The organism is Streptomyces sp. Tu6071 (assembly GCF_000213055.1).
Classification (GTDB): domain Bacteria; phylum Actinomycetota; class Actinomycetes; order Streptomycetales; family Streptomycetaceae; genus Streptomyces; species Streptomyces evansiae.
In genome coordinates, this window is sequence record NZ_CM001165.1 from 3,832,082 (window position 1) to 3,847,149 (window position 15,068).

Below are 15,068 nucleotides of genomic sequence, written 5' to 3' on the forward strand. Positions count from 1 at the left end.
TCGGTCGTGGGTGGGAGCTACCGCTCAGGCGGGCTGGCCGAGGAGGCGGGGCGAGGCGTCCAACTGCTCCATGGCGGTCACGAGCGGGGCGAGCTGCGGGTCGAGAGCGGCCTCGTCGAGTGCGGCGCGCAGGGCCGCGTCATTGGTGGGGCGGGCCTCCTCCAGGAGGACCCGGCCCGATTCGCTCACGTCGGTGTAGATGCCACGCCGGTCGGTGGGGCAGAGGTAGCGGGCGAGCAGGCCCCGGTCCTCCAGACGCGTCACGAGGCGGGTCGTCGCGGACTGGCTGAGCACGACGGCCTCCGCGACCTGCCGCATCTGGAGGTGGCCGCCTTCGCCGTCGTGCTGTCGGCTGAGGACGTCGAGGAGGGAGTACTCCCGCACGCTGAGGCCGTGCGCCGCTTGGAGCGCGCGCTCGATGCGCGTCTCGATCCGGCTGTGCAGCAGCGAGAGGGCGGACCAGCTGTGCGCGAGCGCTGTGAGAGCGGGGTCGGTCGCCGTCATCGTTCTCTCCTCCGTCCGTCCCGGATGTCCCAGCCTAGGCCAGGTATGAAATAGCCACTGGTTGCAACTATACGGCGTATGCAAATATTCCAGCCGGGTTCGACTCTCCCCGCTCTCCCCGCTCAGCCCGTCGCCGTGCTCAGCGGCGCGTACCGCTGGAACCGGTTCCCGGGCAAGCCGGGGGCGCCGCGCAGCATCAAGCGGCTGTGGAGGACGGAGCGCAGGCCGTGGCCGGTGAGCCAGTCGCGCAGTTCCTCCTGGTGGTTCTCCAGCACGATCCGCACCGGCGTCCGGACCTCGTGGACGAGGTCGGCGACGAGGGCCCGGGCGAGGACCGGCTCGCGTGCGACGAGCGGGCCGAGGAGAGCGGCGTGCGGCTCGGTGCGGAGGGCGGCGAAGCCCAGGACCTGGCCCTCCGCGTCCTCGGCGAGGCTCATCCGGTCGGCGAAGGCCGGGAGCCGCGCGAGCAGCGGAGTACGGTCCAGGCCGAAGATCTCGCGGTCCACGTCGAGCAGGGCGCGCAGATCACCGGCGGTGGCCCGCCGGACCCGTACCCCCGGAATCGCGCCGGCACCGGTGAAGTGGCCCTCCAGCGTCTCCACGTTTCCCGTCGCCGCCGTGCGGAAGCCGAGATCCTCGTAGAGCGGTGCGCGCTCGTCGCTCGCGTAGAGCGCGAGGGCGTCGACGGGCTCCCGCGCGATCACCTCGCTGAGCAGGCGACGGCCGAGCCCCTGCCCCGCGTGGTCGCGGCTCACGAGCAGCATGCTGAGCACGGTCAGGCCGGGGCGCTCCTCGGGGCCGTAGCGATGGCTGACGCAGACGGCGCGGAGCCCGCCGCGGGGGTCGTCGATGCCGTGCCCGGTGCCCGCGGTCAGGAGCAGGGTCCAGAGCCGTCGGTCCGGGAACCAGCCTCTGTTCTCCGCCAGCTCCAGGCAGTGCGGGAGATCGTGCAGGGTCAGCCTGCGGAGAGCCAGAGCGGCGGACGGCGGAGGAGTGGGCAGCACGCGCTCAGGCTTACCGACGTCAGGGGCGTGCGTCCACCCTCTTTTCGGACTACGGACCTGTTCCGCGGTGAGGGATGTTTCACGTGGAACATCGCGTGACGCGGGAACAACGTGCGGATGCTCGGCGGATGACCGCAGAGGGGCGGTGCCCCGTGCGGCCTGCGCCGCGTCAGCCGAGATCCGTGTCGAGGAGGGCGAGGACCCCCTCGATATTGCCGTCGAGGTAGTGCCGCAGGGAGAGCGGGACGAGGTGGACGGAGGCGATACCGACACGGGTGAAGGGGATACGGACGATTTCGTAGCTTCCACAGGGCTGTTCCATCTCGGGTCCGTGCCGCTGCTCCAGATCCATGGACACGAGGCGGCAGACGAAGAAGTACTGGACCTTGACCCCGGTGGCGCCGCCGTCCGCGCCGATGTGTTCCACGGTGTCCACGAAGCACGGGACGACATCGGTGATCTTCGCGCCCAGCTCCTCGTGGACCTCTCGGTGCAGGGCTTCGACGACGGTGGCGTCCTCCGGCTCGACGCCGCCGCCAGGGGTGACCCAGTAGGGGTCGACGCCGGGCTTGACGCGCTTGATGAGGACAAGATCCTCGCCGTCGAGCAGGACGGCACGAGCGGTGCGCTTGACCACGGGGCGAACGGTCATGGAAGGAATGTGGCCCGAGTTGTTTCACGTGAAACATGCGCGCCCCGGGCGCTTGGAAGAACGGTGTGTGGTGCTTCGCGCGCTCCGGGGCGCGTTCAGCCCCAGTCCGCCGCCGCCCGCAGCAGGCGGTCGTGGGTACGGGAGAGGTGGGGCAGGGCGAGGGTGCCGGTGCGGGCGACGAGGAAGTACGTACGCAGCGGGGCCACCGCCGGATTGAGCAGGAGCCGGAGTCGTCCCTCGGCGAGGGGCCCCGCGCAGAGGTAGCGCGGCAGGACCGCGAGGCCCGCACCCGCGAGGACGCAGCCGAGCACGGCTCGCAGATCGGGGACGATCACCGCGCCGGGGCCCGGGGGCAGCGCGTCGAAGACGGCGGTCCAGTAGCGCGCGACGAGCGGCAGCGACTCGTGGCAGTCGACGAAGGGGAGCGGCTGGGCGCGTCCCGGGACCGGCGCGGTGCCGCCGCTGAGACGCTCGACCGGAAGCCGGTCCGCCCAGGTCGGCGCGGCGACGAGGACGAGTTCCTCGTCGCACAGCGCGGTGGCGGTGAGCAGGCCACCCCGCGGGCGGACCGTGCTGATCGCGAGATCGTGATGCCCGGCGGCGAGCCCCTCGAGGCTCTCCTGCGCGGTGCCGAACGTGGCCCGGATGCCGAAATCGGGGCCCTCCCCCTTGTCGAGACCGCTCAGCGCGGGCAGGGCACGTTCGGCGAGGAATTCGGGAGGCCCGGTGAGGTGGAGGGTCCGCGCGGGGCCGCCGTCCGTCGCGACGCCGCCCTCGGCGATCTCGGCGAGGGCGTCCAGGTGCGGGGCGGCCTTGTGGGCCAGTTCCTCACCGAGGGACGTGGGCGTCACCCCGCGCGCCTGACGTAGGAAGAGCGGGCGGCCCACCTGGCGTTCCAGGGCTCTTATCTGGGAGGTCACCGCGGGTTGCGAGAGGCCGAGCAGAGCGGCGGCACGGGTGAAGGAACCGGCGCGGTGGACGGCGACGAAGGTGCGCAACAGGGCGAGATCCATCGCGACTGCCCCCTCCGGTGGTCGCGGGCCCGCAGCGGGCCCGGGCGGTCAACGATAAATCTGGCGATACCCAGTCGTCCCTACAGTGATTGGACAATGACAGACGGTCAACTAGCCTTGGTCGAGCGGTTCTTCACGGAAACCGTGAGTGGTCCGAGTCACGAGGGGGGGAGGCTCGGACCACCCGCGCGCGCCGTCCTGTCCGCTCAGCCCTCGCTCTCGTCGAGCGCCCGCAGTACGTCGGCCACGAGGTCCTCTGTGTCCTCGGCGCCCGCCGAGAAGCGGACGAAGCCCTCGGCGACCGCGTCCCCGCCCCAGCGACGGCGCCGCTCGGCGGTGGAGCGCACACCCCCGAAGCTCGTGGCGTCCTCGACGAGCCGGGCGCGCGCGAGGAAGCGCTCGGCGTGCTCGCGCGAGGGCAGCGTGAAGCCCAGGACGGTCCCGTACCGCAGCATCTGCGCCGTGGCGAGCTGGTGCGCGGGGTCATCGGGGAGCCCGGGGTAGCGCAGGCCGCTCACCTCCGGGCGGGCGCGCAGCGCCTCGGCGAGGGCGAGCGCGTTGGCGTTCTGCCGGTCGAGGCGCAGGTGGAGCGTCGCGAGCGAACGGTGCGCGAGCCAGGTCTCCATGGGCCCCGGGATGGCACCGATGATCTTGCGCCAGCGCCGCACGCCCTCCAGGAGAGCCGGGTCTCGCGTCGTGACATGGCCGAGGAGGACGTCGCCGTGGCCGGTGAGGGCTTTGGTGTCGGAAGCGACGGAGAAGTCCGCGCCGAGGTCCAGCGGGCGCTGGCCGAGCGGAGTGGAGAGGGTGTTGTCGACTCCGACGAGCGCGCCCCGCTCGTGCGCGGCGGCGACGAGGCGCCGGATGTCGCAGACGTCGAGGCCGGGGTTCGAGGGCGACTCGATCCACAGCAGCCGCGCGCCGTCGAGCGCGTCGAGCTCGGCGTCCCCGCCGGTGGGGGCGGTGCGCACGGTCACTCCGTACGCGGTGAGCTGTTCGCGGACCAGGGGGAGGACCTGGTACCCGTCCGAGGGGAGCACCACGGTGTCCCCGGACCGCGTTTGCGAGAAGAGCACCGCGGAGATCGCCGCCATGCCGGAGGCGAAGAGCAGCGTCCCCGCTTCCTCGCCGGGCGCCTCCAGTTCGCTGAGCGCGCTTTCGAGGCCGGTCCAGGTCGGGTTGCCGTCGCGCCCGTACGTATAGGGCCCGGCGACCTCTCCCGGCAGGTGGAAGTGGGCCGCGAAGACCGGGCCCGGCATCGTCGGTTCGTTCCGCGCCGCTTCCGGCAGTCCCGCGCGCACTGCCCTCGTTCCGTCGCCAGTCATGCTGTCCCTCTTCTCGTCCGCCGCCGCTCCCGGGCCGCCTGTCGGGGCCGTGACCGGGCTGGTCCTCACCTCTCCCGCACCGCGCTGTGCCGGGCTCCCAGGATGGGGCACGGGACGGCCAGTCCGTGAGGCGGCCCTGTCAGAAGACGCGCGCGGCGGGGACGCCGCGTGCCGCCGGGGTGTCAGGCGCGCTCGGCGGGACGGCCGTCGGGCAGGGCGAGCGAGACGGCCCAGGAGACGACGGCGACGATGAGCCCGCCGAGGACCGCGGTCCAGAAGCCGCTGACGTGGAAGGGGACGTCGATGAGATCGCAGATCCAGGACGTGAGCAGCAGCATGAGGGCGTTCACGACGAGGGTGAGGAGCCCGAGGGTCAGGATCAGCAGCGGCAGGGTCACCAGCTGCACGAGCGGTTTCACCAGCACGTTCACGACGCCGAAGACCAGTGCGACGATAATCAGCGTGAGCGCCCTGTGGCCGGTGTTGTGGCCGGTGAGGGTGATGCCGTCGAGCAGCCACACGGCCACCGCGAGGGCCGCCGCGTTGGCGAGGGTCCGGAACACGAAGGTCTTCATGGGCCGATCGTGACAGACGGGGCCGGGTCCGGCGGCACCGATGCGGCGAAGGGGTGGAGGAAGTCGATGAAGGCATTCCGGCTGGACGAGCTGGACCTCGAACGGTCCGCGAACGAGGGCGCGTACTTGCAGTTCCTGCGCGAGCGGAACATGTCCGTGGGGCTCTACGCGCTCGACGCGGGGGCCTCCGACCCCCAGCAGCCGCACCGGCAGGACGAGGTCTACCTCGTGGTGAGTGGGCGGGCCGCGCTCACCGTGGGGCAGGAGACGACGGAGGTCGCGCGCGGCAGCGTCGTCTACGTGCCCGCGGGGACCCCGCACCGCTTCCACCACATCAGCGAGGACCTGCGGGTCCTCGTCGTCTTCTCGCCGCCGGAGGGCTGAGGAGGACGCCGGGGGAGCGAGCGCCCTCAGAACCTGCGGGCGGTCCGGGAATCCGCGGGTGGTCCGGGGACCTGTGGGCGGTCCGGGAACCGGCGGGCGGCCCAGGAACCCGCGGGCGGTTCGGCAACCCGCGAGCAGTCCCGGGAATCCGCGGGCGGTTCCGGGTGGGAACCCTGAGAGGGAAAGGCCAGTTCAGCGGGGTGTTTCTCAGGGTTCCCACGGATATAGGGGCCCTCTCCCCTAGGGGTACGAATCAGGGATAAGCCAGGGTTGCCGAGCGCCCTCTTGCCGGGTTTTCCCGCCTAGCATCGAAACAGGCCGGGCGGGACCCGGAACCGGTGGAAGCGAGGGAGCAACGATGGGTGTGCGGGAGATAGTCACGGACCTTCCGTGGTGGGTGAAGTGGGTGGCCGTTCCGCTCATCGCGCTGGCGATCTTCGGCGGGGTGATCGTCTCTGTTCTGAGTGTGGTGATCGGCCTGCTCTTCAAGGTGCTCGTCTTCGTCGTCGTGGTCGCGGCGCTCGTGTTCGTCGTGCGCAAGTTCAAGGAGTCGGCGGGGCCAGGAAGCCGGCGCTGAGCGAGCGGCCCGCGCCGGTCCGCGCCGCGCCCGTCGCGCGGCCACCGGCGGGGGAATTCCGCGTCCCGGAGTTGACGGAACACCCCCCGAATGGGTGTCGTCGACCATCAACTCCCGTCCGGAGGAGCGCCCTTGTCCTCCACTGATGCATAGCTCTGCGTGACGCTTGGGCCGTCGGTGTTGCCGCCCGGGGCCGGTGTGTTCGTATGGTCCATGCGGGCCGAAGGGGTGAACGTGGAGGAATCCCCGCGCGCCTTGCATGTGCGGAACCCCTGGGGGCAGCCGGAATACGGGTGATCGGTGGCGGGGATTCCACGAACCGCCCGACCGGAAACGGCTCGGACGGATTTTCCCTCACGTTTCTTCCCGCAATCAGCAACAGCGGGATCACGCGCTGTGATGTGATGTGTTCACTGAGCTAGATGTCAGGAGTGTCAGGGGATTTGCCCCTGGCAAGGTGACGGCAATCGACGGGGTTGGCGATGCGCGAGTCCGTACAGGCAGAGGTCATGATGAGCTTCCTCGTTTCCGAGGAGCTCTCGTTCCGTATCCCCGTCGAGCTTCGCTACGAGGCCGCCGATCCCTACGCGGTACGGCTCACCTTCCACCTGCCCGGTGATGCCCCGGTCTCGTGGACGTTCGGGCGCGAACTGCTGGCGGACGGCATCGACGAGGCGTGCGGCGACGGGGACGTGCGGGTCTCGCCCGTGGAGCCGGAGCCCCTGCTCGACGGGGAGGGCCCCGGAGAACTGCACATCAGGCTCCAGGTCGGCACCGACCAGGCCCTCTTCCGGGTGGGCATGGCGCCGATCGTCGCCTTCCTCGACCGCACCGACCGCCTCGTCCCGCTGGGCGAGGAGCGCGCCTGCGCCGACTTCGAGAGCCACCTCGACGACGCCTTGCACCGCATCCTCGCCGAGGAGCCGAGCGCGGGCTGAGCCCGCCCGGAACCCCCAGGCCGGAATCCGCCCGGAACCCTCGCCGGGAACCGGAGCGACGCCCACCCCCGTGCCGCGTCGGGTCCGTCGGCCCCTCGCTCGCGGCGGTCCGCCCGCCCGTCGTGCCCGCAACGGCCCGCCCGCCCCTCGCGCCCGTCGCGGCTCCGTGCCCGTCGCGGCTCCGTGCCCGTCAGGTCCGTCGTGCCCGTCGTGGCCCCGCGCCCGCCCGCGTGCCCGCCCCTCAGCGTTTCCTGCGGCGTCCGCCGCCCCCGAGCAGCCGCCCGGCGGATACGGGGCCGGGCACCTCAGGTCGCGGCGGAACGCCCCCGACGCCGGACGACGGCGGGTGCGGAACACGGTCCGCCGAGACCACGAGGGTCGCGAGCGCCGTCGTGACCGGCACCGAGGCGACCAGGCCGATCGAGCCGACGAGCGTCCGCACGATCTCCTCGCCGACGAGTTCGCTCGTCGCGACCGCGCCCACGTCGCTGCGCGCGAGCGAGAAGAGCAGCAGGAGCGGTAGCGCGGCCCCCGCGTAGGCGAGAACCAGAGTGTTGACCACCGAGGCGATGTGGTCGCGGCCGATCCGGAGCCCCGCCCGGTACAGCGCGCGCCGCGTCATCCCGGGGTCGGCCTGGTGCAGCTCCCAGACGGCCGAAGTCTGCGTGACCGTCACGTCGTCGAGCACACCGAGTGAGCCGATGAGGACCCCTGCCAGGAGCAGCCCGCTCATGTCGATGTGCGGGTAGAGCCCGTGGATGAGCCCCGTGTTGTCGTCGGTGTTGCCGGTGAGCGCCGCCCAGCCGATGAAGAGCGAGCCCAGTACCCCGATGAGCAGCAGCGAGGTGAGGGTGCCGAGCACCGCGACGGAGGTACGTGCGCTGAGGCCGTGGCACAGGTAAAGGGCGATCAGCATGATGGCGCTCGCCCCGACCACCGCCACGACGAGCGGGTTCGACCCCTCCAGGATCGCGGGCAGGATGAAGAAGGTCAGCACCAGGAAACTCACCGCGAGCGCCACGAGCGCCATGAGGCCCCGCAGCCTTCCCACCGCCACGACGACGAGCGCGAAGACCGCGGCCAGCAGCACCATCGGCGGGGTACGGCCCACGTCCGTGACGGAGTACTGGAGGGCGCGCGGCGCGTCGGGCGCGTAGGCGAGGACGACCAGCTGGCCCGCGTGGAGCCGGCGCGAGGCGTCGGGGCGGATCAGCTCGGGGTAGCGGTGCCCCTTGTCCTTCCCCTCGGTGATCTCGACCGTCGCCTGCTCGCAGACACCCGCCGCGTGCTCCCCCGAGCCCGCGCCGGATTCCGCGCCCGGCCCCGACGCCCCCGTACCGCCGGACGCCGAGGAGCCCGTACCGCCTGCCGAGGGGTCCTGCGGGCCGTTCCCGCCGCCTCCCGCCCCCGCGCCGCCGCCCCCGGCCGCGTCGTTGCAGCCGACGTGCTCGATGCCCGTGACCTTGCCGCTGACGGTCTGCCGGTCGAAGCCGACGCCCGACCGCTCGTGTGCCCCCGGAGCACCGGGCCACAGCAGGACGAGCCCGGCGACGACGGCGGCGGCGAAGGGGACCAGGACAGCCGCGATGACCGTGCGCAGCCGCCGTGAACCGGGCGTCGCCGGGCCGTGGTGGTGGTTGTGCTCGTGGCCCGGGGCTCGGCCGCGGTCCTCCGGGGGCGAGGGGGGCGGTGCGGGCGCCTGAGGCGTGGGAGGTGGCGTCGTCACCGGCCGATCATCGCAAGAACGGAGGGGGCCCTCTGGCCAGCACGCCCGGACGGACGCTAGCGTGGGACGCGATTTGTCCCCGCGGGAGCTCGGAGCACCGGGCTGAGAGGGCGCTGATCTCCTCGTACGGCCGCACGCGCGGCCGGAGGACGAACGCTGCGCCGACCGCTGAACCTGTTACCGGGTAATGCCGGCGTAGGGAGTAGGTCTCATGACCACATCGGACGCGCACACCCCTGCCTCCGCGCAGCAGCACGACACCACCGCACCCACCCGCGCTCTCGGCGCGCACAAGGCGTACGTCGAGGGCGAACGGGCCGGGCTGCGGGTGCCCGTGCGGAGGGTGCACCTGAGCGATGGTCGCGCGCTGACGCTGTACGACACCTCGGGCCCGTACACCGACCCGTCCGTCACCACGGACGTACGGCGCGGGCTCGACACCCCCCGCGCACCGTGGATCGCGGCGCGCGGCGACACCGAGACGTATCCGGGCCGGGTGGTACGGCCGGAGGACGACGGTCTCCAGCACACCGTCCCGCGTGGCGGCGCGGGCGGCCTCGACGCGGTCTTCCCCGGGCGTCCGCGCCGCCCGCGTCGCGCCCGCTCGGCGGCGCCGGTGACGCAGCTCGCGTACGCGCGACGCGGCGAGATCACGGCGGAGATGGAGTACGCGGCGCTCCGCGAGGGCGTCGCCCCCGAGGTCGTACGCGAGGAACTGGCCGCCGGGCGGGCCGTACTGCCCGCGAACATCAACCACCCCGAGAGCGAGCCGATGGTCATCGGCAAGCGGTTCCTCGTGAAGATCAACGCGAACATCGGCAACTCGGCGGTCACCTCCTCGATCGAGGAGGAGGTCGAGAAGATGACGTGGGCGACGCGCTGGGGCGCCGACACCGTCATGGACCTCTCGACCGGGCGGAACATCCACACCACCCGCGAGTGGATTCTGCGCAACTCCCCCGTCCCCATCGGCACCGTGCCGCTCTACCAGGCGCTGGAGAAGACCGGCGGGAAGGCGGAGGAGCTGAGCTGGGAGCTGTACCGCGACACCATCGTGGAGCAGGCCGAGCAGGGGGTCGACTACATGACCGTGCACGCGGGGGTGCGGCTCGCGTACGTGCCGCTCACCGCGCGCAGGACCACCGGCATCGTCTCGCGCGGCGGCTCCATCATGGCGGCGTGGTGCCTCGCTCACCATCAGGAGTCCTTCCTGTACACGCACTTCGAGGAGCTGTGCGAGATCCTCGCCGCCTACGACGTGACGTTCTCGCTCGGCGACGGGCTGCGGCCCGGCTCCGTCGCGGACGCCAACGACGAGGCGCAGTTCGCCGAGCTGCGCACGCTCGGCGAACTCACCGCGGTCGCCCGCGAACACGGCGTGCAGACGATGGTCGAAGGTCCCGGGCACGTACCGATGCACAAGATCAAGGAGAACGTCGAGCTGCAGCAGGAGGTGTGCGACGGGGCGCCGTTCTACACGCTCGGGCCGCTCACCACGGACGTCGCGCCGGGCTACGACCACATCACCTCCGGCATCGGCGCCGCGATGATCGCGTGGTGGGGCACCGCGATGCTCTGCTACGTGACGCCGAAGGAACACCTCGGGCTCCCCGACAGGGACGACGTGAAGACCGGTGTCATCACGTACAAGATCGCCGCCCACGCCGCCGACCTCGCGAAGGGGCACCCGGGGGCTCAGGAGTGGGACGACGCGCTCTCGCAGGCGCGCTTCGACTTCCGGTGGGAGGACCAGTTCAACCTGTCGCTCGACCCGGAGACGGCGCGGGCCTTCCACGACGAGACGCTGCCCGCCGAGCCTGCGAAGACCGCGCACTTCTGCTCCATGTGCGGGCCGAAGTTCTGCTCGATGCGGATCAGTCGGGACATCAGCGAGCGATTCGGGGCGGAGAGCGAGGCGGAGTTGAGCAAGGAGGAGATCGCGGCCGGGATGATGGAGAAGTCACGGGAGTTCGCCGCGTCGGGGAACCGCGTGTACCTGCCGCTGGCGGAGTGAGCGGGAGCCGTCGGGCGGGCCGGGCCGGGCTCCTCATGGCGTGTCCCGGCCCGGTTCCGGGCCCATTTCACCGCCCGGTCGCGGGTTTCCTCCGGTGCTGAGCGGCAACCCGCAGGCCATGACTGGAGAGAACCCGCAGACCAAGCACTCCCGCGACGCCGTGGCCGCTTCGGCCTCCGCGCCCGGGACCGACAATGCCCCGGTGGCGGCAACAGCGTCGGAGAAGGCCGATGCGGCGCTCTCCGTGGCCGGGGCGAAGACGGAAGAGGCCACCGAGGCGGCACGGGCACGTGCGCGCGCCGCCGGAGCGGCGGGCAAGCGTGTCGAAGCGAAGGCCAGGACGGGCGTGGACGCCGGGCGGCGCAAGGTCTCCGAGGTCTCGGAGAAGGCCGTCGCCTCGGCGGGCACGGCCTGGGGTACGGTCCGCGAGCACAAGGTGGCCGCGGCGAGCGCGGGCGCCGGGCTGCTGACGGTGGCCACTGCCTCGTTCCTCGCGGGACGGAAGTCCGGCGTACGAGCGGTGGGACCGCTCACGCGGCTGACCGGCGGGAAGCTGTAGCGAGGGGAGTTCCCCTCGGAGCCCGATGTTTCACGTGAAACATCGGGCTCTTCCGCGTGCGGGGGCGGGTGCCGAGGGGGATGGCGTGGGGTGGGGCCGCCCGAGCGGGGGCGACGGCTTGCGATGTTTCACGTGAAACATCGCTCACTCCGGGCGGTGTTCCGGGCCGCCGAAGTCGGGGCTGCTGAAGTCGGGGCTGGAGTACCGGGGGCGGGAGGCCGCCTCACCGTCCGCCTCGGGGCTGCTGAAGCCGGGGCGGTGGTAGCCGAGTCGGGGCATACGGGAGGCACCGCCGCTGCGGCTCGGCACGGGCCCGTCCTGCGCGGGGCCCTCCTCGCCCGGTGGGCCCTCCCCGCCGTGCTCCTGGAGGCCCGCGTCGTTCTGGAAGTGCTCCTGGAAGAAGGGCAGAAATCCCTTCTCCAGAAGGGCACGTCGCCAGTCGGCGCGGGCCCGCTCCACGCCCTCGGCCTCCGGATCGGGTTCGGCGGTTCGCGCGCGGCGCGGGTCGGCGGGGAGCGCGGTGGCTCCGTTGCGCAGGGCGGCGAGCAGCAGGGCGACCCCGGCGACGAGGATGGCGGCGGCTGCGAGGAGGGCGAAGATCCAGCCCGCGGTGAGCAGGGCGTCGCCGATGACGTGCTCGCTGTCCACGAGCCGCAGCAGGTAGCCGATGAGCAGCAGGACGACGGCGGCGACCGCGGCGAGCACGGGGGTGAGCGCGGCGACCACGGCGACGGCCCCGGCTCCCGATGCCTCCGTCACCTCACCGAGCGCGGCGGCGAGCCCTCCGCCCTCCTGCGCCCGCACCGGTACCTCGGCCCTCTCGGTGTCCCCGGACGCGCGTATCCGCAGGTCCTCGCGGACTCTGACGTAATGCCGGTACTCGGGCGCGGCGGTGGCGGCGATGAGGCCCGCCGAGCCGAGCGCCAGGGCCTTCAGCCGCGTGGCGGGGAACTGCCCGTCGGGGTCCGGCGCGGCCGGCCGCGGGACGGCCTGGCGCAGGGCCTCGTCGAGGACTCGCTCGAACTCGGGGTGGTCCTCGGGCAGCAAGTGCGGAGCGCTGTTCATGTGCATCCCCCGATGCTCCGTAGGGCCAAGGCGCCCGCTGGGTGCGGGCAGAGGGCGGAAGCGGAGGAGAGCCTGCTACGGATAAGGCGATGGTAGGCCGGGGACGGCGCAGGGTAACAGGGTGTTTCCGGAAATTGACCGGTCGTACAGGGGGACGCGGCGGCACGTGCGCCCCCCGCACGCCGGGTGGCGCGCCCGTCCGGGCAGGCCGGGAGGGGCGTACGGGCGGCGGGCGTGCTCGTGCGCGGGGCGGTGCGGGATCGCCGTGCGCCGGAGCGGGCACGGAGTGCGGGTGGGTGGGGGTGGTACGGGGCCGTGGCGGGGCGGCGCGGATCGTACGGGGGTGGTGGCGGGGGCGGCGCGGGGTGGCGCGTGCGGGGGCCTTCGGCGCGGCGCGTGCGGGGCCGTGCGGCGCGCGGGTACCCGGGGCGGCGCGGTGATGGCCGGGGGGGGCGTACGGCGCGTGCGGGTGGTGGGTGCCGTACGGGGCGTGCGGGGTGGTGGGGCAGCGCGGGGCGTGCGGGGTGGTGGGGCAGGGCGGGGGGTGTCAGGCCGGGAAGGGCACCTGACGTACCAGCAGCGTCCCCGTCATGGTCACGCCGCCGTCCATCGCGACGGCCAGGCGGTCCGCGTAGATGTGCGGGTCCTCGATCACCGGACGCGGGGTCTCCTCGCCGTCCTCGGTGCCGACATCGCCGAGCAGGTACGGGATGGGGCTGTGGCCGTGGATGATGCGGGAGCCGCCGAAGGTGTCGAGCAGTTCACGTACCGCCTCGGGGCCCGTCCGCTCGTCACGGAAGGCGAAGCGCTTGGTGAACTTGCGGAAGAGGTCCCAGCATTCGTCAGGATCGTTGCGCGTGAGGACGTCGTGGATCGTGTCGTTGACGGCCTCGATCGTGGAGCCGTAGTCGAGGTAGGCGGTGGTGTCGGAGTGCACGAGCAGGTGCTCGTCCTCCTCCACGATCGCGTCGAGCCGGGACATCCACTGGAGATGGACGTCCTGGAGGCGGTCCATGTCCGTCTTCTGGCCACCGTTCAGGAGCCACGCCGCCTGGAAGGTGGCGGTGCCCGCTCCGGAGCTGACCGGGGTGTCGCCGAAGCGGCGGGCGCCGAGGAGGAGCAGCTCGTGGTTGCCCATGAGGGCCTTGCAGTAGCCGCCGGCCGCGGCGGCCTCGGCGGAGAGGCGCATGACGAGGTCGATGACCCCGATGCCGTCGGGGCCCCGGTCGGTGAAGTCGCCGAGGAACCAGAGGCGGGCGTTGCCCGCGGCCCAGTGGGCCTCCTCGTCGAGGAGCCCTTGTTCCTGGAGGGCGGCGACCAACTCGTCGAGGTATCCGTGCACGTCGCCGACGACGTAGAGCGGCCCGGGGCCGTTCGCGGGCGGCTGCGGCGCGGGTTCCGGCTGGGAGCCGATGACCGGCAGATCGCGCTGGGTGGGCGTGTAGTCCTCGTCCACGGGGGCCCCGGGACCGGCGGGCGGGGCGGCCTCGGACGGCGTGGCCGCCTCGGGGGCCTGGCGCTCCGCGTACGCCTGTGCCGCGTCCGCGTACCTGTCGCCCTCGCCCGGATAGGGCTCCGCCCCGTCCGCGAAGGCTTCGGGCTGGGGCATGTAGGCGGGGACGCGGAAGTCGCGCACCATCGGTGTTCGTTCCGCGGGTCCCTGACCGGCCCCCTGAGTCATTGACCCCTCCACCACGATCGCGCCGCTCCCCACCGCCCGGACTGCTCGGTCGCAGCGGCCCTCGGTGTCGTGCGCCCATCATAGGAATGCGGTGCGGGGTGTGGGACGCATCAGGGTGGTGAATCCCGCCGCACTCCACCCCGGCCCGGCGTTTTGCGCCGAAATGGCGGGGCGCGGCGCCGGTCCCGGCCCCGGAAACGCCCTGCCGGGACGCGGAACCGGTCCCCCGTAGGGAGTACCCACGAGGGGGAGGACGGCGGGGAGCGACGCAAGCCCGGAACCGCAACGGGGCCTGAAGCGCCGCTCCGGACTCGTCGTGACCCCCAGTGCCGCCGCTTGCCGGTGCGCTGCCTGTCTCGGGGGGCGGCTGTGGCTGGGGACCACGGGGCGCTCTGGGGGCGTGGAGACGGATGAAGGTCCGGGGGCAACCGGCTTTGAGGCCACGCTGCGATGCCACGACGTCGCCACGCCACGACGTCGCCACGCCGCGACGCCGCGACGCCACGTCTCGAAGGCACCTCGCGGGGCCCGTCCCGGGGCCGCGCCACCTCTGGGGCGATGTGGCCCTCGGAGGACGGCTGGCCCGAGGCCATGCCCTGGGGGCTGCCTGGTGGGGTCCCCGCCCAGGGAGTACTGCCGTCGCGGCGAGCACGTCCGTGGCCACTGTGCCTCGGGGAGGACCGGCCTCCCGGGGCCACGCCGCGAGGCCACGCCGCGACGCCACGCCGTGAAGGCATCTAGCGGGGCGCCTGTGGCCCCGGGAGGGCGGCTGGCCCCGAGGGAAGCCCCCCGGGGTCGCGCCCAGAAGAGTCCTGCCGTCGGCGCGACGCCATCCGTGGCCAGGGTGTCTCGGAGGGGACCGGCGTCCCGAGGCCACGCTTTGACGCCGCGACGTGAAGGCTTGCCGCACCGTGAAGGCGCACCTAGCGGGGCGCCTCCCCGGCCGCGCCACCTCTGAAGCGATGTGGCCCCGGGAGGACGGTTGGCCCCGAGGCCGCGCCCGAGGTCGCGCCCAAGGGCAGCCTCTCGGGGTCGCGTCCAAAGGAGTCCT

At 72.7% G+C, this 15,068-nt stretch carries 14 protein-coding genes and 1 riboswitch; of the genes, 5 read left to right on the plus strand and 9 right to left on the minus strand.

Features of this window, described 5'->3' with window-relative positions:
* Positions 1–24: 24 nt before the first annotated feature.
* The 6 genes from STTU_RS15815 to STTU_RS15840 all read right to left on the minus strand — a co-directional run bounded on the left by STTU_RS15815 (position 25) and on the right by STTU_RS15840 (position 5,073).
* Positions 25–504, minus strand: coding sequence for a MarR family winged helix-turn-helix transcriptional regulator (locus STTU_RS15815; protein ID WP_007824597.1), 480 nt, complete (start codon positions 502–504; stop codon positions 25–27).
* A gap of 122 nt (positions 505–626) precedes the next feature.
* Entirely contained in the window at positions 627–1,508 is an 882-nt protein-coding gene (locus STTU_RS15820) for a GNAT family N-acetyltransferase (RefSeq protein WP_007824599.1), read from the minus strand.
* 169 nt (positions 1,509–1,677) lie between these two features.
* Positions 1,678–2,160, minus strand: a complete 483-nt coding sequence (locus STTU_RS15825) for an NUDIX domain-containing protein (RefSeq protein WP_009067309.1) — start codon at positions 2,158–2,160, stop codon at positions 1,678–1,680.
* Positions 2,161–2,255: 95 nt separating this feature from the next.
* Positions 2,256–3,173: a LysR family transcriptional regulator gene (locus STTU_RS15830; protein ID WP_007824607.1), complete on the minus strand. Its 918-nt coding sequence runs from the start codon at positions 3,171–3,173 to the stop codon at positions 2,256–2,258.
* 206 nt (positions 3,174–3,379) lie between these two features.
* On the minus strand, positions 3,380–4,498 hold the full coding sequence (locus STTU_RS15835; RefSeq protein WP_043255336.1) for a cystathionine gamma-lyase: 1,119 nt from the start codon (positions 4,496–4,498) through the stop codon (positions 3,380–3,382).
* Between the two features lie 182 nt (positions 4,499–4,680).
* Positions 4,681–5,073, minus strand: coding sequence for a phage holin family protein (locus STTU_RS15840; protein WP_007824611.1), 393 nt, complete (start codon positions 5,071–5,073; stop codon positions 4,681–4,683).
* 66 nt (positions 5,074–5,139) lie between these two features.
* Here STTU_RS15840 and STTU_RS15845 point away from each other — a divergent pair, with 66 nt between their 5' ends.
* The 3 genes from STTU_RS15845 to STTU_RS15855 all read left to right on the plus strand — a co-directional run bounded on the left by STTU_RS15845 (position 5,140) and on the right by STTU_RS15855 (position 6,972).
* On the plus strand, positions 5,140–5,457 hold the full coding sequence (locus STTU_RS15845) for a cupin domain-containing protein (RefSeq protein ID WP_009067305.1): 318 nt from the start codon (positions 5,140–5,142) through the stop codon (positions 5,455–5,457).
* A gap of 358 nt (positions 5,458–5,815) precedes the next feature.
* On the plus strand, positions 5,816–6,034 hold the full coding sequence (locus STTU_RS15850) for a DUF5326 family protein (protein ID WP_007824615.1): 219 nt from the start codon (positions 5,816–5,818) through the stop codon (positions 6,032–6,034).
* Positions 6,035–6,516: 482 nt separating this feature from the next.
* A complete protein-coding gene (locus STTU_RS15855; protein WP_007824617.1) occupies positions 6,517–6,972 on the plus strand; it encodes an SsgA family sporulation/cell division regulator in 456 nt (151 codons plus the stop codon).
* A gap of 241 nt (positions 6,973–7,213) precedes the next feature.
* On the opposite strand, the gene STTU_RS15860 is transcribed toward STTU_RS15855, so the two are convergent.
* Entirely contained in the window at positions 7,214–8,698 is a 1,485-nt protein-coding gene (locus STTU_RS15860; protein WP_007824620.1) for a YibE/F family protein, read from the minus strand.
* A 71-nt stretch (positions 8,699–8,769) separates the two neighbouring features.
* Positions 8,770–8,917, plus strand: a riboswitch (TPP riboswitch).
* Between STTU_RS15860 and thiC the strand changes: the two genes are divergently transcribed.
* Both thiC and STTU_RS15870 read left to right on the plus strand, forming a co-directional pair.
* Positions 8,910–10,712 carry a phosphomethylpyrimidine synthase ThiC gene (thiC, locus tag STTU_RS15865; protein ID WP_007824622.1) on the plus strand — a complete coding sequence of 601 codons (1,803 nt, stop codon included), beginning with the start codon at positions 8,910–8,912 and terminating at the stop codon, positions 10,710–10,712. It overlaps the preceding riboswitch by 8 nt.
* Positions 10,713–10,914: 202 nt before the next feature.
* Complete coding sequence (locus tag STTU_RS15870; RefSeq protein ID WP_234019242.1) at positions 10,915–11,271, plus strand: hypothetical protein; 357 nt, start codon at positions 10,915–10,917, stop codon at positions 11,269–11,271.
* 144 nt (positions 11,272–11,415) lie between these two features.
* Here STTU_RS15870 and STTU_RS15875 read toward each other — a convergent pair whose 3' ends face one another.
* Complete coding sequence (locus STTU_RS15875) at positions 11,416–12,342, minus strand: hypothetical protein (RefSeq protein WP_007824626.1); 927 nt, start codon at positions 12,340–12,342, stop codon at positions 11,416–11,418.
* Positions 12,343–12,883: 541 nt separating this feature from the next.
* Positions 12,884–14,032, minus strand: a complete 1,149-nt coding sequence (locus tag STTU_RS15880; protein ID WP_267881227.1) for a metallophosphoesterase family protein — start codon at positions 14,030–14,032, stop codon at positions 12,884–12,886.
* Between the last annotated feature and the right edge of the window lie 1,036 nt (positions 14,033–15,068).